Origin of the sequence: Vibrio sp. V31_P5A7T61, from assembly GCF_009904895.1 — a bacterium.
Taxonomy (GTDB): Bacteria; Pseudomonadota; Gammaproteobacteria; order Enterobacterales; family Vibrionaceae; genus Vibrio; species Vibrio metschnikovii.
Genome location: NZ_WXWI01000033.1, coordinates 270,628 through 295,566, shown reverse-complemented (window position 1 = coordinate 295,566; position 24,939 = coordinate 270,628). Strand labels below are relative to the sequence as shown.

The 24,939-nt window shown below is 44.3% G+C and carries 19 protein-coding genes and 3 pseudogenes; 6 read left to right on the top strand and 16 right to left on the bottom strand.

Annotated features, from left to right (window positions below):
• Positions 1–305: pseudogene (locus tag CAG58_RS08945) on the top strand (IS4 family transposase); the annotation flags it as partial.
• 39 nt (positions 306–344) lie between these two features.
• Here CAG58_RS08945 and CAG58_RS08940 read toward each other — a convergent pair.
• Both CAG58_RS08940 and CAG58_RS08935 read right to left on the bottom strand, forming a co-directional pair.
• Positions 345–1,886, bottom strand: a complete 1,542-nt coding sequence (locus CAG58_RS08940; protein ID WP_161426265.1) for a BCCT family transporter — start codon at positions 1,884–1,886, stop codon at positions 345–347.
• A complete protein-coding gene (locus tag CAG58_RS08935; protein WP_161426266.1) occupies positions 1,873–2,772 on the bottom strand; it encodes a homocysteine S-methyltransferase family protein in 900 nt (299 codons plus the stop codon). The genes CAG58_RS08940 and CAG58_RS08935 overlap by 14 nt, the downstream gene beginning before the upstream one ends.
• Before the next feature lie 254 nt (positions 2,773–3,026).
• On the opposite strand from CAG58_RS08935, the gene CAG58_RS08930 reads away from it, so the two are divergent.
• Positions 3,027–4,193, top strand: a complete 1,167-nt coding sequence (locus CAG58_RS08930; protein ID WP_161426267.1) for a DUF3103 domain-containing protein — start codon at positions 3,027–3,029, stop codon at positions 4,191–4,193.
• Between the two features lie 332 nt (positions 4,194–4,525).
• Positions 4,526–5,794, top strand: coding sequence for a S8 family peptidase (locus CAG58_RS08925; protein WP_161425947.1), 1,269 nt, complete (start codon positions 4,526–4,528; stop codon positions 5,792–5,794).
• Positions 5,795–5,858: 64 nt separating this feature from the next.
• Here the strand turns inward: CAG58_RS08925 and CAG58_RS08920 are convergent, their stop codons facing one another.
• Both CAG58_RS08920 and CAG58_RS08915 read right to left on the bottom strand, forming a co-directional pair.
• Positions 5,859–6,794: an exopolyphosphatase gene (locus CAG58_RS08920; RefSeq protein WP_161425948.1), complete on the bottom strand. Its 936-nt coding sequence runs from the start codon at positions 6,792–6,794 to the stop codon at positions 5,859–5,861.
• A 192-nt stretch (positions 6,795–6,986) separates the two neighbouring features.
• On the bottom strand, positions 6,987–8,723 hold the full coding sequence (locus tag CAG58_RS08915) for a methyl-accepting chemotaxis protein (protein WP_004395510.1): 1,737 nt from the start codon (positions 8,721–8,723) through the stop codon (positions 6,987–6,989).
• A 276-nt stretch (positions 8,724–8,999) separates the two neighbouring features.
• On the opposite strand from CAG58_RS08915, the gene CAG58_RS08910 reads away from it, so the two are divergent.
• Complete coding sequence (locus tag CAG58_RS08910) at positions 9,000–9,473, top strand: methylated-DNA--[protein]-cysteine S-methyltransferase (RefSeq protein ID WP_161425949.1); 474 nt, start codon at positions 9,000–9,002, stop codon at positions 9,471–9,473.
• Between the two features lie 27 nt (positions 9,474–9,500).
• Here CAG58_RS08910 and CAG58_RS08905 read toward each other — a convergent pair whose 3' ends face one another.
• The 3 genes from CAG58_RS08905 to CAG58_RS08895 form a co-directional block, all read right to left on the bottom strand.
• A complete protein-coding gene (locus CAG58_RS08905; RefSeq protein WP_161425950.1) occupies positions 9,501–9,677 on the bottom strand; it encodes a DUF6435 family protein in 177 nt (58 codons plus the stop codon).
• A gap of 290 nt (positions 9,678–9,967) precedes the next feature.
• Positions 9,968–11,191 (bottom strand): HlyD family secretion protein, encoded by a 1,224-nt coding sequence (locus tag CAG58_RS08900; protein WP_161425951.1) that lies wholly within the window; start codon positions 11,189–11,191, stop codon positions 9,968–9,970.
• On the bottom strand, positions 11,191–11,517 hold the full coding sequence (locus CAG58_RS08895) for an MFS transporter (RefSeq protein ID WP_158138242.1): 327 nt from the start codon (positions 11,515–11,517) through the stop codon (positions 11,191–11,193). Before CAG58_RS08895 ends, CAG58_RS08900 begins: the two co-directional genes overlap by 1 nt.
• Before the next feature lie 110 nt (positions 11,518–11,627).
• Here CAG58_RS08895 and CAG58_RS08890 point away from each other — a divergent pair, with 110 nt between their 5' ends.
• Positions 11,628–12,638, top strand: coding sequence for an AraC family transcriptional regulator (locus CAG58_RS08890; RefSeq protein WP_161425952.1), 1,011 nt, complete (start codon positions 11,628–11,630; stop codon positions 12,636–12,638).
• A 184-nt stretch (positions 12,639–12,822) separates the two neighbouring features.
• On the opposite strand, the gene CAG58_RS08885 is transcribed toward CAG58_RS08890, so the two are convergent.
• Positions 12,823–13,203, bottom strand: coding sequence for a hypothetical protein (locus CAG58_RS08885; protein ID WP_161429667.1), 381 nt, complete (start codon positions 13,201–13,203; stop codon positions 12,823–12,825).
• 501 nt (positions 13,204–13,704) lie between these two features.
• On the opposite strand from CAG58_RS08885, the gene CAG58_RS08880 reads away from it, so the two are divergent.
• Positions 13,705–15,105: an alpha-amylase family protein gene (locus CAG58_RS08880; RefSeq protein WP_161425494.1), complete on the top strand. Its 1,401-nt coding sequence runs from the start codon at positions 13,705–13,707 to the stop codon at positions 15,103–15,105.
• Between the two features lie 97 nt (positions 15,106–15,202).
• Here the strand turns inward: CAG58_RS08880 and CAG58_RS08875 are convergent, their stop codons facing one another.
• The 8 genes and pseudogenes from CAG58_RS08875 to CAG58_RS08840 form a co-directional block, all read right to left on the bottom strand.
• On the bottom strand, positions 15,203–16,771 hold the full coding sequence (locus tag CAG58_RS08875) for an ABC-F family ATP-binding cassette domain-containing protein (RefSeq protein WP_161425488.1): 1,569 nt from the start codon (positions 16,769–16,771) through the stop codon (positions 15,203–15,205).
• A 474-nt stretch (positions 16,772–17,245) separates the two neighbouring features.
• A complete protein-coding gene (locus tag CAG58_RS08870; RefSeq protein WP_004395525.1) occupies positions 17,246–17,608 on the bottom strand; it encodes a RidA family protein in 363 nt (120 codons plus the stop codon).
• 14 nt (positions 17,609–17,622) lie between these two features.
• Positions 17,623–18,669, bottom strand: coding sequence for a lactonase family protein (locus CAG58_RS08865; protein WP_161425489.1), 1,047 nt, complete (start codon positions 18,667–18,669; stop codon positions 17,623–17,625).
• Between the two features lie 80 nt (positions 18,670–18,749).
• On the bottom strand, positions 18,750–21,203 hold the full coding sequence (locus CAG58_RS08860; protein WP_161425490.1) for a beta-N-acetylhexosaminidase: 2,454 nt from the start codon (positions 21,201–21,203) through the stop codon (positions 18,750–18,752).
• 83 nt (positions 21,204–21,286) lie between these two features.
• Complete coding sequence (locus CAG58_RS08855; RefSeq protein ID WP_161425491.1) at positions 21,287–21,916, bottom strand: bifunctional 4-hydroxy-2-oxoglutarate aldolase/2-dehydro-3-deoxy-phosphogluconate aldolase; 630 nt, start codon at positions 21,914–21,916, stop codon at positions 21,287–21,289.
• Positions 21,917–21,932: 16 nt separating this feature from the next.
• A complete protein-coding gene (locus CAG58_RS08850; RefSeq protein WP_161425492.1) occupies positions 21,933–22,907 on the bottom strand; it encodes a sugar kinase in 975 nt (324 codons plus the stop codon).
• Positions 22,908–23,010: 103 nt separating this feature from the next.
• Positions 23,011–23,697: pseudogene (locus tag CAG58_RS08845) on the bottom strand (sodium:solute symporter family transporter); the annotation flags it as partial.
• A 2-nt stretch (positions 23,698–23,699) separates the two neighbouring features.
• A pseudogene (locus CAG58_RS08840) lies at positions 23,700–24,851 on the bottom strand (sodium:solute symporter family protein); the annotation flags it as partial.
• Positions 24,852–24,939: the final 88 nt, after the last annotated feature.

The following is a 24,939-nucleotide window of genomic DNA, read 5'->3' as shown; positions in this document are numbered from 1 at the left end:
GGGTAGAACAAGAGGTATGGGGAATACTGATTGCTTACAATCTGGTTCGCTTAGAAATCAGCCGCATTGCGAAAGAAGCCAAGGTATCACCTCTTCGAATAAGCTTTATGATGGCACTTCGAGATATCCAAGATGAACTGATGTGGTGTGCGATAGCCTCACCCGGCTCAATCCCTAAAAAGTTGAGGGCAATGCGAGAGCGAGTAAAGCGTTACATTCTTCCAGAACGAAAAAAACGGCCCAAATCCAGGACCGTTCGTATGAGTAAAACTCGCTACCCAGTTCGTTCCAAACACGCTAAGTGATAGGAGTTAGGTTGTTAATTCCGGCTTGTTTGGGTTCAGTTACTCCGCTTTACTGAGCACAATCTGCCGCTCAGTCACCGTTTCTGCTTCACTGTGGCTGGGTAAAATGCCTAACGTATGTAAAAAGCCTTTTAACATAATGGCATAGATAAACATCATCGGCAGACCGGCAACCACACACAGTGATTTAATGGTCTCTATGCCGCCGCCCGCTAAAAATACACTGAGACTGATCAAACCAATAGCCGCCGCCCAGAGTAGCTTGACTCGATTGTCAGGATCGCCATTCAGTTCAAGTTGATTGGTGGTTAACATCGCCGTGGCGACACTGGCGCTCGACATGGTGGTCAACATTAAGAAAAACTGGATGATTAAAAACAAACCGAGAATCCAACCACCGCCGGGTAAGGTTTTGATCAGAGAAACTACGGCGTAGGTTAATCCTCCTTCCGCCATCCACGCTTGAACGGGTAAGCCGCCTAGCATTTGCGCCCATACCGCATAACCACCGAAGATAGAGATGAAAAATGCGCAGCCTAAAGCGCCCATCGAAAGGGTATAAAGGATCACCTCTTGAATAGTACGACCACGTGAAATACGGGTGATAAAGAGCCCCATCATGATCAAATAAGCGTAATACCAAAACCAGTAGTATTGCGTCCAACCTTCAGCAAAGCCACTTTGCTGAACCGGATCGGTCCACAAAGACATTCTAAAAAAGCTATCTAGCATCACGCCTAATGAATCGGTAAAATTATTGACGATAAAAACGGGCTGAGTGACCAGCAGAACAAACAGCGCAAACACAATCGCCAAGGTCACTGTCCAGTTTGAAATTTGATTAATGCCTTGATTAAAGCCCACCAGCATCACCGCGACTAATGAGCTAACAAACAACGCAATAATCGTCCCTTGTAAACCAAGGCTGTTATTGATCGCCAATAAATCGGCAACCCCTGTACTCACCAGCGTCACCGTTAACGCCAATGAGCTAGCAAAAGCGGCCAGCGTGCCAAAAATCGACAACAGATCGATACTTTTACTGACCAGCGGGTGATTGCCGACTACGGATGAACATAGACTCGACACTTTTAGAGTACGCCTTTTCTGCACATAAAAAGCATAGGCAAAAGGAATCGCGGGGAAACAGTAAATGGCCCAGCCAGTGATCCCCCAATGGAAAATCGAATAGGTCACAGCCCAAGCGGCGGCTGGGTAACTATTCGCTTCAGCAAATAGAGGCGGCGATTGCAGGTAATACATCGGCTCACCAATCGCCCAGTAAATTAAGGATGCGCCAACACCAGCGGTGAAAATCATCCCACCATAAGAAAAATTGCTGTATTCGGTTTTTTCATCACCGAGGCGGATTTGGCCATGTTTTGAAAAGGCGAGCCAAAGTAAAAAACCGACTAACGCCAAACTGGCTAGTTGCACCAACCAACCGAACCAGTGACTCACCCACGCCATCGCTTGTCCAGCCATCGCTTGTGAGCTGGTAGGATAAAGCGCTGAAACGGTCAGTAACACCAGTACCAAAATAATCGCCGGGAAAGCCAAGCCATAGTTAAGATTTTTCAAGCGCCTGCCTCCAATCCTGTAAAGCACGAATATGGGTTGGGGTAATACCGCAGCAGCCACCAATTACGGTTGCGCCTAATCCATACCACTGCTGGGCAAACTCAAGGTAATCTTGCGCGCTGAACTCACGCATCGCCTGAACGGTTTGATTAGCGGCATGTTGCGCTTTAATTGGCGCAAAGCTATTGGCATATACCCCAATCTCGATCTCTTTTTCACGCCCATTCAAAGCACTTTTCGCTTGCGAAATAGCATCCGCCATCACTTCAGGTACTGAACAGTTGAATAAAATCCCAGCCCCTCCTGTTGCAGCAACTTGCTGAGCCGCATCCCCTACCGACTCTCCAGAACGCAGCAGCGCCACATCGCTGTCATCTTGCAAAGTAAACGCGTAATAACAAGGCTTACTTGATTGCTCTAAGACCTGTTGAATCATACTCAACTCTTCTAGGCTGGCAATGGTCTCGGCAATCCAAATATCAACATAAGGCTCTTGAGCCGCATACAGGGTTTGGGTGATCGCTTGTGCTGGCTGCACTTGAAACAGATCGGGGCGATAACTACCCATTGCCGGCGGAATTGAGCCTGCCACTTGCACAGTATGTGGCGCTTGCTGTGCAACCTCAGCGGCAATTTGCGCTGCTAAACGGGCTAATCTTGCACCATCGCTGCGATACAGTGCTTCGCCTAAATGAAAGGGCACGCAAGCATAACTATTGACAGTAATAATATCGGCACCACTATCAATAAAACTCTGGTGGGCTATACGAACATACTCTGGGGATTCAATCAGCGCTTGGGCGCTCCATAGCGGCTGGGAAAACGGCGCGCCAATGCGTTTTAATTCGCGGCCCATGCCGCCATCAAGAAGGGTAAATGTGCTCATGATCTTGTATCCATACTGCTTTATTGGTTAAAGCATTGAAGCATACTGTGAGCAAGATCATAGTGAATAAGCTTCAAATACAACATGAAAAATTTTCAGGTTAGAGATTTGATTTAAATGGACATTTTAGAGCTAAAAGTCTAATGCTTGATCTTCGTTCAATATTTGCTTGGCCAATATGATTGACGGAATCAATCATTATGTTAAATTCACCGCGAAACCTCCGTTTTATTTGCTGCCATAAAGAGCTTCTTATGATAAAAAAAATAATCCTAATTGCCGGACTGGCCCTTGCCCTACTGGGTTGTAAATCCGAAGATGATAGTGCTTCACGCGCTGATGCTATCAGTAATGAAAAACGCGATATCGCCTACTATTTAAGTCAACATTATAATTTATATTCAAACTCACTACAGAGCACACTGAATAATGACAATTTAAGTGTTTCAATTGCCGATTTAGTGAGTGACGGTCAAAGTCCAACACTAAGAGCTCGTGTTAAACAAGCGGATGAAACGATTCGTACGTTACAAGGTATAGAGGCGTTCACCGATGAGTTATTAGAGCTTCGTTTAGCTGACGGTACTATGCTCAAAGATCTACAACAAGGGCAACTGCCATTATTCGCCTTTGAACCCAAAGGTAATGAGCAAACATGGCAGTTTATTGAAGCATTTGATATCTATGGTAATATCCACCAACTGGATGTCTATCAGTTACCAAGTTTTCCTGTATTTGTTGTAGACAATAACAGCGCAAAATCGCTACAGGCAGGCTTACAAGCTATGCGTCAGGAATTGCAAAAATTGGGGCAACAGCCTATCAATCAATCTGACGATCTCCTGTCCACATCTCAAGCACGTAACCTCAATGTGTCGAATAAATCCGAAAGCCAACCACTTTCAACCACGGTATTGAAGAAAATTCGTCTTGAAGATGACAAAGAGCCTTGGATTTTAGGTAAAGCTGAGATTTATGCTCTCGTTACAGGCGTTGATCCTAATCGTGATAAACCGACGATTGATGTGGTTGATATGCCTTATTTAGATTATGACAAGATCGATTACTATCCTAACCAAGTGATGATCCATTGGTCGCGCTATCGTTGGGGAGCGGTTGATATTGTATTAATGGAGCAAGACAGTGGTACCGACTACAAAGAGCTAGCCAAACTGTTAGTTGAAGCGGCAGAAAAAGTCCTACAGTCAATTCCTGATCTTGAAGCTCAAGGATATTCAGTGATTGCCAATATCACTGGTAAAATTATCGATGCTATCCCGAGCGGCCTGCTGACTAACGATGATGACTTTGTTGATGTTTTCTATACCATTCAACAAGACAAGCCTTACATCGACCATCCAGGAACAACCAATAACGCACTGGTCACGTTAGAGCCTTTAACCATTTACCCCACTCGTTAATCTCAGTATTTCGTTTCCCTAAAACCGAAAGCAAAGCTTTCGGTTTTTTGCTGCCATTTCATAGATATTTATGCGATTTATAATAGATAAATAATCATTACAAATCGCCATGCCGTAAATCAATAAGACCAAAAAACGTACAGTTTTATTTACTTAATAATCTATCAATATCATAAAATTAACTAACCATTAACAATATGGTAAATAAAAACAAACACATTCACCCGCCTAATAATAGCTTTATTAATAAACGGTAAAACTGGCGAATGACTGCCATTGTTATGATCCTTGATGGGTGGTATTCGCCACTAACATTTTACAAGGATAAAAAAATGTTTAAGAAAAATTTCAAACGTACAGTACTGGCTGGATTATTATTGCCAACATCAATCTCACTGGCAGTTGCATCTCAGCTCAAGGATCAAGAAGTACCGAGTTTTACCCCCTCTGTTGCCGTTGAAAATCATCAAACAGAACAACGCTATTTTGTTACCTACGTGCCTGGGGCAACCAGCGGGCCTATGCGGATGAGTCAAAACGGCTTAACGGAAACTGACTTCTCACTGCAAAAAGCCGCTGATATATTAAGCACAGAGCAAGTAACCGTAATCAATCACCTCGAGTCATTACATACTTCTGTGGTTGAAATGACGCCAAGTCAAGCCAAGCAATTGCTCGATAATCCTGATGTGGCGATGATCGAAGTTGATCCAATACGTTACTTATTCGATGCAGAGATTGAACCTTACGCACAGCAAACGCCATACGGAATCCGTATGGTACAAGCGGATCAACTCTCTGACGTCTATGCAGCTAATCGTAAAGTTTGTGTAATCGATTCAGGCTATTTACGCAACCACGTAGATTTACCCAGCGCTGGTGTCACAGGCAGCACTTTCGCTGGCCATGGCTCATGGTTCACTGATGGCAATGGCCATGGAACTCACGTTGCAGGAACGATTGTCGCCCTAGATAATAATGTGGGGGTTGTCGGAGTCCTACCGTCTGGCTTAGTCGGCCTACACAACGTAAAAATCTTTAACGATTCCGGTGTCTGGACTCGCGCTTCGGATTTGATTCAAGCTATCCAATCTTGTCAAAGTGCAGGCAGTCATGTGGTAAATATGAGTTTAGGTGGTAGCCAAGGCAGCGTAACCGAACAAAACGCAATGCGTAACTTTTACCAACAAGGGATGCTCTTAGTTGCAGCAGCAGGTAACTCAGGAAACAGCGGCTTCTCATACCCGGCGTCTTATGATGCAGTGGTCTCAGTTGCGGCGGTTAACTCAAGTGGTAATGTGGCTAACTTCTCACAGTTCAATTCACAAGTTGAGCTTTCAGCGCCCGGGGTGAATGTTTTATCCACGGGAAATAATGGCGGCTACTTAAGCTATAGCGGAACCTCAATGGCTTCTCCTCACGTTGCAGGTGTCGCAGCGCTGGTTTGGAGTCACTTTCCACAATGTCGACCAGAGCGAATCCGTCAGTCACTCAGTCAAACGGCTCTCGATCGTGGTGCCGCAGGTAGAGATAATTTTTACGGTTGGGGGATAGTTCAAGCAAGAGCCGCCTATAACTGGCTATCTCGTAATGGCTGTTAGTCTCTAATATTAATACAACAAACAGGGTACTAAGTACCCTGTTTGTTATTTTCCAGAGACAAACCTAACCGTCTAAATTAATTTGTTTGATCAATTCTTCTTGTACACGGTCTGCTTCAGATAAGGGAATTTGACACGTTCCAGCAGCATGATGACCGCCGCCACCGTATTTGAGCATTAACGCACCAACATTGGTTTTGGAACTACGATCAAAAATCGATTTACCAGTAGCAAAAACAATATTCTGCTGTTGAAAACCCCACATTTTGTGAATCGAGATATTACAGTGAGGAAAGAGCGCATAAATAATGAATCGATTACCGGCGTAAATCACCTCTTCATTGGTTAAATCCAATAAAACAAGATTGCGATAGACTTTTCCACAACGTTGAATCTGTTCTTTAAATTTGACTTCATGCTCGCGATAAAGCTCTACCCGCTCCTGCACATCAGGCAGTACCAAAATTTGTTCAATACTTTGGGTACGACAATTCTCAATCAAATTCATCATTAAGTTATAGTTGGATACTCGAAACTCTTTGAATCGGCCGAGCCCAGTGCGAGCATCCATCAAGAAATTTAATAAGTTCCAACTTTGAGAATCGAGCACTTCATCGCGAGTAAATTGAGCCGAATCGCCTTTATCAACCGCCGCCATCATCTCTATCCATCGTTCTGGAAATACGGACTTCCCCCCATAATGATCCCATACTACACGCGCGGCAGAAGGTGCATTCGGGTCAATAACATGATTAGGTCGAGCGCCTTGATTACGAATGGTTTCTGATAAATGATGGTCAAACACCATATGCGCTTCTTTAACATAAGGTAAATTGGTAACAATATCGTGTTCGGTAATCTCTATCAGTCCATCTTGCATATCTTTCGGGTGTACAAACTTAATCTCATCAATCAACTCAAGCTGTTTGAGCAATACAGCGCACACCAAACCATCAAAGTCACTTCTCGTGACTAAACGGAATTTTTGTTGTTGTGACATGGCTAATTCCTTTATCTATTTTTTGTTATTCAACGGTGAAGAAACCGGAAAAATAAATACAGCACTCTTTAATATCATCGAGCTTAATAAAGCTCACCAATGATTAAAAATCAAATGAAACACTCTCTATCTGTTTATAAATCGACCCTCTTATGAGGGTCAATATGATTAATAGGCTTATGCATCAACTTATTAAGTTCGAATATGTTTAATCGCAGCATTTAAATCATCAACATTGTGCTGCAAATCCCTAACCACTGGACCAAGTTGATTGATGGCAATATTCATATCAGAAGATAGTGATTTAATATTACTGAGATTACTCGATATCTCATCACTCACTGTTAACTGCTCTTCCGTTGCCGAGGCAATAGAGGTATTAAGCTTATGGATTTCAATGGCCGAGTTTTGTATGGTACCCAATGCTTCATTAGCGGTAGACATATTCGTGCGTGTCGATTGCATTTTATCGGCACTGGAACGAATGGTTTTGGTAGACTGCTCTGCTTTTTCTTGCAGCGCAGAAATCATGGTTTCAATTTCACCCGTTGACTGTTGAGTTCGCTGGGCAAGAGAGCGAACTTCATCAGCAACCACCGCAAACCCACGCCCTTGCTCACCGGCACGAGCCGCCTCAATCGCCGCATTCAATGCTAGTAAGTTGGTTTGTTCGGCAATAGCCTTAATGACGTCAAGCACATTACCAACATTATTCGATTCATTCGCCAATTGCTGAATCACCTCAGACGTTTTGGTAAATTCGCTTTCCAGCTCACCAAACTCATGAGTCGTTTTATCAAATACCTGCTTACTGGTACTGGCTTCTTTTTCTGCACTACCGGCGTACTGCTCAGCCATCGTAGTACTTTCAGCAACGGTAGACAGTGCCGAGGTCATCTCTTCCATAGCGGTAGCCGCCATTTCTAGCTCTTGGCTCTGCTGATTCGCCACTTTTGCATTTTGCTCAGTCACATCACGAATCGTGTCTGAGATAGCAGAGATAGTATGGTTAACTTGGTTAATTTTGGTAATGGTCGAAGAATAACTAACCAAGACTTTGTTGATAGTCGAACCAATGATCCCGAGTTCATTATTACTCTTATCATCCACTCGTAGGGTTAAATCTGAATCCTTATCGACTTTTTGGAGCAAGGTTGCCATGCTGTCTATCGGTTTCACGACCTTACGATTGACAATGAAGTAGCCAAGAATGGCAATCACAAAGACAATCACTAATGAGATATTACCGATCAACACCGTATTTTTTACTTTCTGTGCGGCCTCATTCATCTGTTGACTGGTACGATTCTCCAGTTCAGTAAAAAACTTATCAATTGGAGCCATGATTTTGGCTTTTTCTTGATGGTATTGATTACTGTGTAATAACTCGATGGCCATATTACGATCCGGCGCTCTTCTGACGGTATAATTCCCACTCGCATCAGCAAACAGTCCTTTAACCGCATTCATGGCTTTGACTTCCATATTGACTAAGGCATCGGAGTTAGCTTGAGCTTCTCTCAGTAAGCGAAACTCTTGTTCAGTAAAGCCTAAATCACTCATCATTTGATTAAGCGAAATAGCCTTACCATCTCGTTTCGGTTTTTGACCATGTTGTAAAACAAGATCCCAATAAATGGTGTGGTAATTTTCTGGACGGGGTTTGTTTCCGTTACGAATATCTAAAATATCCATATACATTTTTTCGTACTTTTCATCACCGGTGACGACATAAGTACGTCCTAAACGGGTTAAATCATCAGAGCTTTGACGAAGTTCATCTGCCGCTTGATAGGATTGGTAACGAACTTGCGCCATATGTTCGACTTGGTGCATTAATCCATTGAGCTGTAGTACTGTCAATACACTGATAATAATACCCGCACCAATGACAGCAAATACGAGCTTCATAGTATTGTTGATAGTCATAACACCGCCTCTTTGTCTTTATCAACGAAAATAAATTAAGCCGTATTGTTTTTATTATTACTATCAGCATAGAACAGGGGGATAACTTATGAATGTTTTTTTTGTGACTTGTGAGAAAAAGACTGAACGCTTTTTGAACACACTTTCTTTACCATAGGCAGCGACAGGAAGGCATTAAGGGATAAAAATAACTCGTATGTTTGTGGGTAATGGATAAACTAAACAAAGAAAAATCATCAATCTAAGACTGAACACCACATCGAGGCTGTCACTACCATGAATACTTTCACCCATTACCAAAGCCCTTTTGGAGTCATGACGCTACAGGCTTGTCGACAAGGATTATTGGGTGCTTGGTTTGCTACCGAAACCACCATGCCAACAGACTTAGGTATCGAGTCCGCACACTGCCCATTACTTATCGACACCATACAGCAGCTAGAGGAATATTTTGCTGGCCAGCGCACCCAATTTTGTTTGCCTTTAGCCGCCACAGGAACACCATTCCAGCGATCGGTTTGGCAAGCATTGGGCAAAATTCCTTATGGCGAGACATGGAGCTATCAACAGTTGGCTGAAGCAATCGGTAACCCGAAAGCCGTCAGAGCGGTAGGATTAGCCAACGGAAAAAATCCACTTTCCATTATCGTTCCCTGCCATAGAGTGATTGGAAAAAATGGCAAACTAACGGGCTATGCGGGAGGTATAGAGCGCAAAGCAGGCTTATTAGCATTAGAAAGAGGCGATTAAGTACTGGGTACTAAAGCGCTCTCAGTATTACTTTTGTTCAGCTTCTAGACGCTCAATCTGCTTGTACATCTCATCCGCTTCAAAGGTGAGCTGCGAGTAAGTACGAATATCCCCTTTTCTCTGCGCCAGCATCGCATTTTCGAGCTTCAGAGCATGTTGCTTTCTGAGCTTTTTGCTTGGGTCAGATTTAAATATTGAAAACATTAAGCCATTCCTTGATTTGATAATTGGTCACATTAAAGTTCTACGTAGGATCTATTACCTTAGATCATTGATATAACATAACGACCAAAAACACCCACCGTTTGTAAAGTAAAAAACTTTTTATCGCCCACCAATCACCATACTTTTAATCTAGCTTGCTGGGCAGCGCCTGTCGGTCTGCTCTACGGTGCTATTGTCTTCCTCAGGTGAAGTAGACCATCTTTTACAGCACTGAATTATATAAAGAGCCGACAAATCACTACCAAACCATCCCGCGAAGTCAAGATCCCCTAAATTGAATAGAAGAAATACAACTGAGATTTCATACGAATAACGATACCGCGGATCACATCAAGAAAAGAAAGGAAACCTATCGGTTTTTCGCCGCTGACCCAAGCCAAACCGACCGAACCAACAGGTAAATCATAACCTTCAGGTTCCTCGATTTTTAAACGAACAAAGTGATGTTTATTGGCTAAGTTCTTACCTGTGGTTACTCTTATCGAATCATCCCAACCCAATAGATTTCCCTGTGCTTCTCCTGTCGCCTCAACAATACCTTCCACTTGTGCAGAGAAAATTTTTCCAGGATAGACGGAAGAAGCAAATTCCGCACTTTGACCAACTTTCACATTACGAATAGCTTGGTGATTCACCCTCATCAGCACGTATTTTTCATTGGTATACATTTGTAGTCTCGGCATCATCGATACACGCTGCCCCTCACGCAAAATAAAGTTGGTGACAAACCCATCGGCAGGCGCATAAACCAAAGTACTATCGAGATCCCATTGCGCACTCGCGACTTGTTCTCTTGCTTTAGCGAGATCGGTCATGCGCATTTCTACCGTCAATTTAGCCCTAGCAATATCTAATTCTGCTCGATTCGCATCGACTTCCTTTTTCTTTAACGACGATTGCAACGTCGCAATATTATGCTTAGCTAATTCAACCGCGGTTGTCTGTTTATCGATATCACTTTGAGTAATGGTATTATTGGCTACTCGATTTTGCTCAACATATCGCCTTAATGTGCTAGTTTGCAGTTGGTGTTCAGCACGTGCGGCTGCCAACTGGCTCTTCGACATTTCAAGTTCTTGTCGTGCAGATTCATGACTCGCTTGCGCAATAGCGATGTCTTTTTTTGCTACATTAAGAGCGGATTTCGCTGCTTGCACCATGACTTCTGCTTGGTTAAGCGCAATTTTATAAGGTGTATCATCCAACTGATAAATCGGCTGGCCTTTGCTGATCGGTTGGTTAGGTGAAATAAAAATCTTTTCAACCTTACCATTAACCTTGGATGAATCAGGACGCAGTTGAATATGAGGCGATTGCACTACAGAACCACCTGAGAGATCCATCGGGGTAAAATTGATTAACCCAACCCAAACAAACATTAACCAAGATACTCCTCCCATATAAGAGAACGTTTTAGTGGCTTTATTCCAAGGCATTCCGACCATGCGTAACAAATAAATGAAAAGCGCCCATACCGCTAAACCTTCAATCATTACTTCTTCTCCTGCAGTTCGGCGTCTGTCTCTGGTACACCTTTCCAAGTATTACGCAAGTGAATGATTGCTTTATCCATATCAACAAAAGCAATAACAACCGCTAATACCCACACCCAATGCCAAATGAATCCAATCCATGTTAGTGCCGTGATAAGGCCTAACTGATGATGATCTTTGCTGTGTGCTTTATTGATCGGCAATTCGTGAATTTTCCAAAAACCAAACCCTGCCGCCGCGATACTCACGACTAAAACGACAGTCGCCATCACATGCAAAGCCGTATCAGCGCCAGTATCGACAAAAGGTAAACTAAGCAGACTCATCTAATTCTCCCAAAGTGCATTTTCGCACTATTGTGTTCATAAGTTGATAATCCACTCAGCTTGTGACAGATTACTTCATTATCCATAGAATTATGATGTAATTGGTAGTTATGGAAATTAAATCGGTTCGTTTTGCTCGTGCTATCTCTTTCATTAATTTGCATCACAGTGCAAAGCGTATGTATGGTTTATCACAAGAACAATTGGGTATCCCAGACTCTGTTTTTCATCATGCGATGAACCTCATCCCTCAAACAGAATTGAATCGACTTTATACTAACTTAGCTCATTTTACCGAACCTGATTTCATTCTAAAACTAAGCAAAGATCTGGATATTGAGAAACTTGGCCCGATTGGACGCTGGCTTTTCTCTGGTCATGATTTATCCAGCACCATTCGGCGCATTAACTACGGCATAAGCTGCCTCCAATCTGGCGTCTTTCTCGCGGGATCTCAAATAGGACCAATTGTAAAATGGACCTATGAAAATCCATTTGTTGATCCCAACGTCAGAGTGCATGACAGCATTCGAATTGCAGTATTTATGACCAAAGTTATCCGAGAATATCTAGGAAAAGAGTTTAAACCTCGTCGCGTGATGTTATCTGGTTCACGCACTAATCCTGCTTTATATCAAGATTACTTTGGTTGTGATGTCGGTTGGAACCACAATAAAACTGAAGTGTGGCTTCATTCTGATGATCGACTAGCCGTAAGGCAAAAAAAACGCATGACGAATAAACGTCTTGCCATGAATTTTTCTGATCTCGACGATCTACTGAATATGCCAGTACCGGAAGATGAGCTAAAATCGATCTACGAGCTCATCAATTACAGCTGTCACTACGGCCTACCGACCTTAAAACGAGTCGCAGACTTGATATCGATTTCAGAACAACAATTACAAAGACATCTGCATGCTCAAGGATTAAATTTTTCTACGGTTTGCGGCTATGTTTTAAGTAATCAAGCCGTAAACTTACTAACACATGGCATAACCATCGATATCATCGCACAAAGATTAGGCTATACTAATATAGCGAGTTTCAATCGAATGTTTAAAAAACATCGAGGATTAACACCGGCTCAATATGTTCAGCGTTTCCATGATGCTTGCTGACGAGGCTAATTAACACATACGATAGACTTTTCTTGAGTCTATCTCATCCTTGTTTTTAAACAATCACACACCTCTAATGCAGCTTAACTTTATGTAGCCGTCAACAAGGCGCCAGCAAACTTGAATCTGCTAACGCCTTAAATCAAGATAAGATGATGGATGATACGCCAATTAGTGCTGAATTTTACTCGTCATCAATATCACAATTAGTACAACTTTGTAGGGCGATTTCGTGTTCAAAGTCAATCGACTCGCTACCCTCGACCAATAGCTCTGCGATCTCATCCGCCACTTCTCGCTCATCTTCGGCTTCAACTTGATCAGCAAGCTCTTCTTCAGAGTAACCAAAGAAGTTAAGCAACAAATAATCACGCGCTTCGTCTTTCGTGCACGTCACCTTAACCGAAAGATCCGGTTCGATGCTGTCTTGCGCCGTGATTGTCGCCACTTGTGCTAATACGTCCTCTTTCATCGTTGCCGTTAACCAACCCAAATCAGTACTCACTGTGGTTTTTTTACAGTTAAAACAAGGGAGTGGATGAAAGTAATATTGAAAATTAGTCATGGGTTATTTCTTCTTTGTCTGTGATTTAGCAAGATTATCCGCGTTTTTGCAAAAAATACTATACCCAAACGACTTGAAGTTGCAGGTAGGCGGCAAGTGAGTGAATCCCCATGAGCATAGGCAAACTATGCGATTGGGATGAACGTAGCCAACACCGCTGCAGCTTCAAGTAGAAAGGGGATATCTCAATAGTCATTACAGTTAGAACTTACCGTACGATAGCTGATCACTCTTGGTACTTGAATCGAAGAGATGGGTAAGTGTGAAGCCATCCAATGATCGATAAATAGAGGACAGAAGATAAAGTTTGAGTAACATCACTTTTTGTTGTCATACCAGAAGCTTGTCAAACATGGTACAAATTTTCAGCTGTGCCACAATTTTGCTATTTACCGCCCTACACAGTTTGAATTGGATCAATGATTCCCAACCAAGTCATTCACAGAAAGAATGACTTTTATATGATTTCTCTCGATTTTATAATAATAAGAGAAGCATCTAATGAAACCATCGTACCTTATTGCTTACGCTGCGCTGATCAGCGCAGGTTTTACCACCAGCGTGCAAGCTGACGCCATCTTGCATGCTTTTAACTGGAAATATAGTGATGTGACTGCCAACGCAGAGCACATTGCCGCAGCGGGTTACAAGAACGTGCTGGTTTCACCAGCGATGAAATCCAGTGGCAACGAATGGTGGGCACGCTATCAACCTCAAGATCTTCGAGTGATTGACTCACCAATCGGCAACAAAACCGATTTTAAAACCATGGTTAATACCCTACGTACTTATGGCGTTGGCGTTTATGCTGATGTGGTGCTCAATCATATGGCGAACGAAACTTGGAAGCGCAGCGACCTCAACTATCCAGGTAGTGAAATATTGACCAACTACGCGAATCAAGCGAGCTACTACCAACAGCAAACCCTGTTTGGTGATTTAACCCAAAACCTGTTCTCAGCCTATGATTTTCATCCTGAAGGTTGTATTACCGATTGGAGTAACCCAGGTCACGTGCAATATTGGCGTTTATGCGGTGGCCCGGGAGATCGCGGCTTACCCGATTTAGCAGCCAACGATTGGGTACTTGAACAGCAAAAAGCCTACCTACGCGCACTAAAGCAAATTGGTATCAGCGGCTTTCGCATTGATGCTGTGAAACACATGAGTCAATACCACATCGATCAAGTGTTTACCCCTGATATTATTGCCGATATGCATGTTTTTGGCGAAGTGATCACCAGTGGTGGCCTAGGTGATGCCACTTATGATGGGTTTCTGGCCCCTTATTTAAATAACACTAACCATGCCGCTTATGACTTCCCACTGTTTGCCTCCATTCGCGCCGCGTTTTCCTATCAGGGTTCCATGACCTTATTGCATGATCCACACGCTTATGGACAAGCCTTGGATAATGCACGAGCGATTACCTTTACTATCACCCATGACATTCCGACCAATGATGGCTTTCGTTATCAGATCCTCGATCCGCAAGATGAACAGCTCGCTTATGCCTATATCCTAGGTAAAGACGGCGGCACGCCGCTGATTTACAGCGATGCCCTTGCGGCGAACGAAGATAGAGATAATGGTCGCTGGGCGAACGTTTGGAATCAACCGACTATGCTGAAAATGTTACGTTTTCATAACGCAATGCAAGGCCAATCGATGACCATGATACATAGCGACCCATGCTTGCTGGTGTTCAAGCGTGGCAAACAAGGGGTGGTCGGCATCAATAAATGTGGAGAAGCGAAGCCCATCACCATCGATACCTATCAACATGAATTCAATTGGTATCGCGCTTATCAAGATGTATTAAGCGATGACGAGTTTATCGTTAATAACCGTTACCACATGTTATCAATCCCTGCACGTTCCGCTCGAATGTGGATGCAGTAATTGCTTGAGTACCATGGTCTGATTACAAAAGGAGTGACTTAAAGTCACTCCTTATTTTTCTTAGGCATCCACTGTTATAAAAATCAATATTCTCTCATCACAGCTCAATTTGCCTCTTCACTCCCGAATCTGTGGCAAAATCATCATCATGACTGACGAGAATAAATCCGCCACGATAATCATATAAAGCTTGAGCTAGGATGATTTTAGAATCCAAATCAAGATGATTATCCGGTTCATCAAGTAGCAGTAATGGCTGCTGCGGTTGATGACTGGCAATCAACATGGCTAATTTCATCTTCTCACCGCCGCTTAAAGTCCCGCCAAGACGAAAGACACACTCACGACGAAAGCCAATACCCGCGAGCAATGTTCTAGCTTCTCCCGCTTTCATACCATCACATTGCTCTAGCAGGTTATCGAGCATTGACAATTGCGGCACAATCACCGCGAAATGTTGATCAAGATAATAGATTGGCGCGCTCCGTTGCAGCGAGCCTTGCTTAAGTGAAAGCTGGCCGAGTAAGGTTTTCAACAAGGTTGATTTACCACTGCCATTAGCGCCAATAAGGTGAATTTTTTCATCCACTTTCACTTGCCAGTTGATGGGTTGATTGCGCCCGAAAGCCAATACCGCATCGAACAAGGCAACGGCATGACGCGGTCGATTAACGGTATCCGCCAAATAGAGTTTTTGCTGACTTATCGACTCTTTCCTCGCCTTTAATGCTTGTTGTTTAGTCTCTAAATGAACTTGACGCCGCTGCTGATTTTTAGTGCGATTGGCGCTACGCGCGGTGGCTCTATCTTGCTGAAAATCCAATAAGCTTGTCGCCTGACTACCCGATTTACGTAATTTGTTCCCTTGCGCTGCTCTTTGCTGTGCTTTTTCACGATTTCGCTGCGCTTGTATCATTAATTGCCGTTGCTGCTTGTCAAGATTGGAAAGCTGGCGCTCTAACGCCTGCGACTCGTAACGCTTTTGCTCGGCGTACACATCATAATTTCCGCCAAAGATTTGCAGACCAAGGCTAGATAACTGCCAAATCTCCTCCATCTCTCGCAAGAATAAACGGTCATGGCTAATCAGCAAAATCGCTCCCTTGAAAGCCCGCATCGCCTCAAGCAACCACTGCTTGGCCGCCCCATCAAGATGGTTAGAAGGCTCATCAAGGATCAGTAATTCAAACGGACTACTCAACAGTTGCCAAAGCTGCAATCGCGCCAACTGTCCACCGCTCAGCTGTGCGCAAGCAAAGTGAGGATCAGCCGGTAACCCGATGGCGTTTAGTTGCTTTGTCAGTTGCTGCGGCAAATCCCACTGCTCGCCAATCACATCGAACCAATGCGCTGAGCAATCACCGGACTCAACATGTTTTAGCGCTTCAAGTACATCGGCTTTACCTAAAAACTGAGCAATAGACAGGTCGCTAGCTAATAAGTGCGAAGCTTGCTGACGATAAATGGCCATCGACTTCGCTCGGGTTATCGTGCCGCTCGATGGTAGTAGATCACCGCTTAATATCGCCGCCAATATCGATTTGCCTACCCCGTTACGGCCAACTAAACCGATACGCTGACTTTTAATGGTAAACGACAATGACGCAAACAACCTATCGCCATTATCAAATTGATAGCTGATATTATCAGCCTGTAAAACTGGCATGATTTGCCTCCTGTAAGTCAGGGACAATCGCCGCCGCTAAGCTATAACGAAAATAAGATTCAAAGCCAACACACACCCTGATTGAAGAGCTATGCGGGTAATGAGGCAAAGAATGATCGGAAAGTGAGCTACGCCGACTAACCCTGTCGATCCAAAAATAAATGAAAAAATGGATAACAGGCTCAGTTGTTCATGTGGGCGTACTCTCCTAAAGAAATGAGACAACCAGATTAGGGGATTTCAGCTAGGGAAGTCAAGAGGATAAAAAAGGGTTAGCTTAGCAAAGCTATCATTAATCTTGTGCTTGGTTTCACCGTGGTGAGCTTAGTCGTCGCCTCTTTGCGCTCTAAGAAATCGCTCGATTAGACTAGATCGCACTAACTAGCTAAAAGCCCAAAGAGACATCAACAAAAATGCCACTCTGTTCAATACAAGTGGCATTTTATTATCCCGACAAGAGCTAACGATGAGTGGTTATTGGTACTTCTCACCTGCTGCAGCGACGAACGCCATTTCTACTAAGAGTTCAGGATTCGCCAATTCAACTTTGACGCAAGCACGACTTGGTGCGCACCCTTCAGGGAACCATGTATCCCATACTTCGTTTAGCGCATCAAAGTTAGCAAAATCCGTCACGTAAATCGTCACAGATAGAATGCGTGACTTATCGCTATCAACATTGGCTAACATTTGCTCAGTTTGGTCGAAAATCTGTTGTACTTGCCCTTTCATATCCGCAGTGGTATCTGCTTCTGCCACCTCAACAAAGTTGGCAATGCCGTTGAATACCGTAACATCAGACCAACGTTTGCATGGATTAATACGATGAATTGTCATGTTATTTCTCTTAATTATTGTTTCTCAACCAAACACACAGGTGCACCAACATCACACGAGTATCCGGTTGGAGTGATAGCGCCAGTTTCCGGATTCCTATGAAAGCTAGCGACATTATTCGAATGTTGATTGGCAACGAGCATCCACTGCCCGTCACGGGATAGAACAAAATCTCTTGGAAACTTACCGCCACAATCGGACGTCGCAATTTGAACCGGGATATTACTCGTGACATCAAATGTACTGATCACGTTTTGCGCACGGCATGAGACATAGACAAAACGCTCATCCGCAGAGAGACGAATCGCAGACGCCGCTTCTTTGTTTTCTTCATCGGCTAGCAGCTTAACTTGCTGAGTCAGATTCCATTGCTCGTCGTGCTTGCAAAGTACCACCAGCGTTTCGGACAATTCACACACCACGTACGCAATAGACTCTTCACGGTTGAAAACCAAATGACGAGGACCTGACCCAGCAGGCATAGCGACGCTTTGTGTGAGTGAAAAGTTGCATGCCTCACCATCATTTTCAAAGTCATAAAAATGGACACTATCTGTGCCTAAATCGACCACAGCAAGTTGCTTGGTGTGATTAAGAAACTTTGCTTGATGCGCATGAGACGAGGCTTGACGAGCAATATTGGGACCACTGCCTTCCACATATAATTCTGCAATAGATTTCAACGGCTTACCATGCTCATCAATGTGATAAACACTTACATTGCCGGAACCGTAGTTGGCCACAGCAAGTAGCGGGGCTTTGATGTCGACATAGCAAGGATAGTCGCCTTCAATTGGCAATGCATAGCTGTCTGTATTTTCAGCAAAAATCAGCTCTGCACCTTCCAAGCGTTCAACTTCATTAAAGGTGTATAAGCCATGTTCGGTAACCGTAAGATAAGACGGATTGCGTGTCGTTCTCATCGCGTCTGGCACGAGGTCGTGATTGATTGTCAGTAAACCAGTAGTCGAATCGAGAGAGACACATGCGATACCATGACTTTGACTTGGTGAATCGGTATAGGTGCCCACATAAAAATGTAAGTGACCATTTAATGTCATGAGAAAACCTTTCGGAGATATAATAATGCTTAACCGTTAAGATTCCGCCTGTGATACCAGACGGCAATCTCTTTTAGTTATCAATCGGTTAAAGTGTGAAGCAACTGCTCAGTTGGTACGACAATAGCGACAATGGTTTCATCAAAAATAATCGCATTTTCATTGATGATGCGTTGATACGCTTCAGCATCAGATTGGCCCATACCACAGCCCTGCTTAGCAAGTTTAATCAAGGTTAAACCTAAATCGGCAACTTTGATGGCAGCTTCTGCAACTGGCACTGTTTCTACCGACGCCACATTTGCCGCGAAAATAGGTTTGGCTTGCTGCGCCGCTAATTTAATATTTTGATAATGCATCGCTAACGCATCCAACGCAGTTATATCACCTTGAGCATAAGCCACGACCAAATCTTGCATCTCGTACACTGCTAGGCTTTCTACTGGTAATGCGTCCGCAAAGCGGTTTAATCGTTCGTACTGGTTGTATAAATCGCCTTCGTTTGGTGTAGAGATCCACTTCTCCCAGTGACGAGCGTAGTATTGAGCAGGCTCAATGTACTTCGCTAACGTTTGTAGCGGTGTTTCGTCCGCACCATTGGCAAGACGTTTCAACATCATATTGGCATCGGCATGATGACGCAAGCCAAGCGAAATTTCAGACCATGTATCTATTACCTTCATGCGCCTGTACATGCTGCGTTCATCAGTCAGGTCTTGACTCGACCATAGACGCTCAGCAATTGCGTAGCTTCTCGGCCATAAACGTTGCTCGATGGTCATTGAATCGAGGTTCTCTCCCCAAATGGTGATTTCTCCACCCAAGATTAGCTGCTGTTCTTTCTCGGTCAGTTCTGCCGGATAACCGCCATTAGGCTCGGGAATTATACTACCTTCCATGTCACTGCTCGCCACTAATTCTCCAGTCGTAGGCCAACGAACATTGCCAATCAACTGGTAACTACTATCTTTCAACTTGCCATCCGCAAAGTCATAATTGAACTCGGTATAAGACATAAAGTTATCGAAGTGGCCTCTAAATTTCACACCCGGTAGGTACTCAATGATGAACACCTCTTCGCGAGACTTACCGTTGTAATCGGTAAACGCACGGTAGCTGCCGTCTGCCGCTTTAATAATGGTTAGATTACCTATACGCGGACCACCTTTGTTGCGCGGTTTCACCCAATCATAAGTCGCGAATTTCTCATCTTGATATAGTTGGTCATCTACCGTAATTCCTTTCGGTATTGGGTCATTGCGGTAGTGATAGCTGGTTGGTTGAGGCTGGTCTAGATAATAACCTGTTGAGAGAATACCTTGGTAGCCCTCTTTTGCTGCTCGACCAATACTGTCGTGCCCTTGCCAGCTTTGAATCACAATCGAAGTGGGAAGATCTTTGTGCCAGATTTCATCCCAACCTGTCATCTTCTTGCCACGTGCTTCCAGCATTTGTTCAACCTTAGTGTTCAAATACGATTGCAGACCACGCTCACCATCTAAGTTATTGTCTTTGATAAATTGCTGAATCTTAGGGTTGTCTTTCCACTGTTGGTAATTAGGCTCATCACCACCGATATGGAAATACTCATCTGGAAAGAGCTCGACCACTTCGTCAAACACACTCGCCAGCATCTTGTAAAGTTCGGGATTGGTAGGGTCCATTAACGGTTCAAACACACCCCAGCCACGTTGGTGCGGATAAGATTGCTCGGCCATACCAGACATCAGTTCAGGGTATGCGTGCGCTACTGCCGAAGCATGTCCCGGCAAAGAGATTTCAGGGATAACTCGAATACCAAGGTTACGCGCATAATTCACCACATAGCGGATTTCATCTTTGGTGTAGTAATCACCATCTGCGGTGTCTTGCCACAGTTTTTGGTAATTATCAAGTTGGATACGGATCGCTTGGTCATCCCACATATGCCAATGGAAGACATTCATTTTTGCTGATGCCATCGCATCGAGTTGGCGAAGGATCACATCGAGTTCAATAAAGTGACGGGAAGTGTCGTAAGAAACACCACGCCAAGGAAAACGCGGCTCATCTTGAATCGACACTGCAGGAACAAAGTACCCTGTCGTATCCGTAGTCACTAACTGCAAAAAGGTTTCTAAACCATGGAAAGCACCGTAAGGGCCTTCGGAGCGAATGATGATCTGACCATTGCGCGATTCCAGTTGATAAGACTCATCACTATTAATGTCTTGCACCTCTGACTTCGGCGCATTGCGAATATCAATCACCAAGGTCGCGTCTTTTTCCGACTCGGCATACCAGTTCAACATTGGTAAGCCAGTTTGGCGATATAAACGCTCCATAGTGCGCTTTATGTTGAACTGCACCCGCGGTGAATCATAGCCTTTGATGTAAATGCTGAAGGATTTATCCAGTGAGATTTTCCCCTGCCCCAGCTCTACATTTTGTGGATAAGGCATTAGGTTAAGATCGGTGTTGGGAGTCATCGCCATCGCTGCCGTTGGAATTGTGATTAAGCCTGAAATGAGTAGTACTAATGTTCCTTTGTTCATCCGCGCCATCCTATCGTTGTTATTCAACCCGAGTCACTCTGTTTCAAAGAAGCATGTGACTCGGCCAAAACACTTTGTTTGAGTTATGCGACCAGCTCCACCGCTTCACGAACCAGCTTGCCAACCTCGTCCCACTGTTCGTTTTCAATTAAGCTCGGTGCCACCATCCAAGTACCACCGCAACAAACCACACGGTCGATGGCTAAGTAATCATTGACGTTATTTTTGCCAATACCACCCGTCGGCATCAAACTCACATCGACATAAGGTGCCAGTAGCGATTTCACCATCGCAATACCGCCGCTCGCTTCCGCAGGAAAGAATTTGAGGAAGTTCAAACCCAGCTCAAGTGCTTGTTCAACCTGACTTGGACTGTTCACACCCGGTACAATTGGCATGTTGATTTCTTGGCAGCGATGTACCGTATTTGGATTCAACCCCGGCGCGACAATAAACTCTGCGCCCGCGTCTTTCGCTTGGGTAATTTGCTCTGGCGTCAATACTGTACCTGCACCGATGCACATTTGCGGATATGCGTCACGCATGGCTTTAATCGCATCGGCTGCCGCTTCTGTTCGAAACGTCACTTCTGCGACTGGCAGGCCGTTTTCTACTAGTACTTTCGCCAATGGAATCGCGTGCTCAACTTTGTTGATTTGGATAACTGGAATAACTTTGAATTGCTGAAGTTGTTTAATCATTGCTTGGGACATAATACGTTCTCGGAAATTATCGAATGAGATGAGCCATGGCGTCGTTTGGAATGATCGCGCCAGGATATTGAATAACGGTTGCGGCTAGTCGGTGACCGAGTTGAGCAGACTGCTCACAGCTTTGTCCGGTCAATCGCCCAGCCAAGTAACCAGCGGCAAAGGAATCGCCAGCAGCACAGGTGTCGATCACTTTCTCGACCTTCTCTGCAGCTACGTAAGCGCTTTGCTTTTCTATGTTTTGATGCCTGAGGTTTTGTTTGTCATCACCTTGCGACCAAACCAGCTTGCATGGTTCGCAGCCACGTTTGATCACGATTTCTGGGCAGCCAAAGCTAAGGCAGCGCTGCTCGGCACTTTCTTCTTCCCCCCACACTAAGACATCATCGTCTTCTGTGATAAGTGCAATGTCGACTAAAGGCAGAATTTGGCTGTACCAATGTTTCGCCTCTTCTGCAGACCAAAGTTGAGGACGGAAGTTATTATCAAAGATAATTTTGCCTCCACCTTGTGAGAACAGACTTAACGCCTTTTTAAGCCTTACCTTGCTATCGTCATTTAAAATCGCAATGCTGATGCCACTTAGGTAGAGGTAATCCAGTTCTTGGTTCGTAATCGCAGACTCTAATTTATTGAGTGAAGAGGTAGAGAAGTAGCTTTTAACAGCTGCGCTATCACGCCAATAAAGAAAGCTGCGCTCGCCTTCTTGATCTGTCTGCACCATATACAACCCCGGCAACTGAGCTGGGAAGATCTCGACAAGATCAGTTGCAATGCCTTCTTGTTGCCAGTTTTCCAGAAGTTCTTGAGAAAGTACGTCTTCCCCAAGACCGGTCGCGTAAGACACTCGGACAGGTTGCTGATTAGTCAGGCGAGAGAGGTAAAGTGCAGTATTGAGCGTGTCGCCCCCAAAACCTTTGCGAATTGGGTCGCCGCTCAGTTCAATCATGCATTCGCCAAAGAAAGCAATTTTAGTATGGGATGAATCCGTCATCGTTCACCTAATTTGGATAGATTTAGAATAGTGGCTCGGGGGAGCCACCCGTTTGTCAGGCGCTTATCAACGAGTTTCTGCTCGATCCGGAAACTCTCTTCTGTTAAGCATTTTGATTTGCCGCAGTTGTGCGGTTTTGTAGAGAAGCATCTTGTTCCAGAAGACCTTTATCAGACAATTCCATTTCCATCAGAGCACGCTCATCATCAAGGATTGCTTTCGCTATTTCTGGTGAAACTTGGTTAGCTGGAGTCACTAGGCTTACTACCACACCTGCGGTTAGGGCAAATAAGCAAGATGGAATCACTGGGTTACCCCAAAAAGTGGTCAGGTCTGGGCTCATCATTACTGCAAATGAAGCGATAGATGCACCGGCCAATGTTGCCAATGCACCTTGCCAGTTGTAACGCTTCCAGAAGCGACCTAACATACCGCAGACAAACATACCAGACATGACTGTCGAGATCATCTTAGTGATATAGCTGATGATGTCGTTCGAGGTTAGTGCGAACAGCAATGCACAACCGATCACTACAATCAAAGCCAAGCGAGAGTAATTCAACATGGATTCTTTGTTTGGCACGCGACCTGTGAACATGACGTAAACATCACGCAGTAAGATAGACACGCCCGCAATCGCATCTGAACTTGCACTCGACATGGTTGCCGATAAACCCGCAATCAGAACAATAAGACCGACGCCTGCTGGCAATATCGTTGCTGCGATATACGGAAAAGCAAAGTTCGCGTTGTTCAGTTCAGGGTCCATCGCATGCGCCGCCATCCCAATANGATATAGCTGATGATGTCGTTCGAGGTTAGTGCGAACAGCAATGCACAACCGATCACTACAATCAAAGCCAAGCGAGAGTAATTCAACATGGATTCTTTGTTTGGCACGCGACCTGTGAACATGACGTAAACATCACGCAGTAAGATAGACACGCCCGCAATCGCATCTGAACTTGCACTCGACATGGTTGCCGATAAACCCGCAATCAGAACAATAAGACCGACGCCTGCTGGCAATATCGTTGCTGCGATATACGGAAAAGCAAAGTTCGCGTTGTTCAGTTCAGGGTCCATCGCATGCGCCGCCATCCCAATAACTGCTGGGATGATTGAGAAGAACAAGTACAGCACACCAGACGCCACGAATGAACGACGGATGGTTGATACATCTTTACCTGAGTAAATACGTTGGCGGAATGAAGGCGTTGCAAGTACACCCACACCAATCACGACAGCAAGAGAAACCGCAGGAATTAAACCAAGCTTATCAATAGCAAGGAAGCTAACTGCTTCTGGGTCCATAGCAGAATAAAGGTTGTCTAAACCACCTATGTGCTGCACAGACAGTACCGCCATTAGAATGAAGCCGACAAACAAGATGATGGCTTGAATGGTATCCGTCCAAACTACGGCAGTGTAACCGCCAATTACAACATAAATGGTAAACGCTGCTGCGATAATCATCTTCGCAGTGCTGAGCTCAATATCGGCAATCCACGCTAAGTACATACCACCTCCAAGGATGTGTGCACCCAGCCAGCCAATACAAGCGATAAAGATAAGCAGACCAACCACGTTCTTCACGATGCGGTTTGCACCCACGTAGTAGGCAAGTTCTTCACTCATCGTCATGAAGTTAAGTTTACGAACTGGTGCAAACCACAGCGCCAATAGTAAAATACCAATTGCGCCGCCAATGCCGTAAAGCGCACCAGCCCAACCATTTGAGTAACCAAAGCCGACCGCGCCCATACTTGAGCCCGTGCCAACCATGGTTGCTATCGTGGTACCTAATACGAGAAACAGAGGTAAGCTTCGACCACCGAGTAGAAAGTCTTCACCTGATTTTTGGTTACGAGAAACAAACCACCCCAACCAAATTAAAAATAAGACATACGCACCGAAGCCGGTAAGAAATAGTGTACTGTTCATTGAACACCTCTTATATAAAATCCATCTTTCAGATTGATATAATTCCAGCAGCAAGTATTAGATTTCATTCCATATATTATCTAATTTT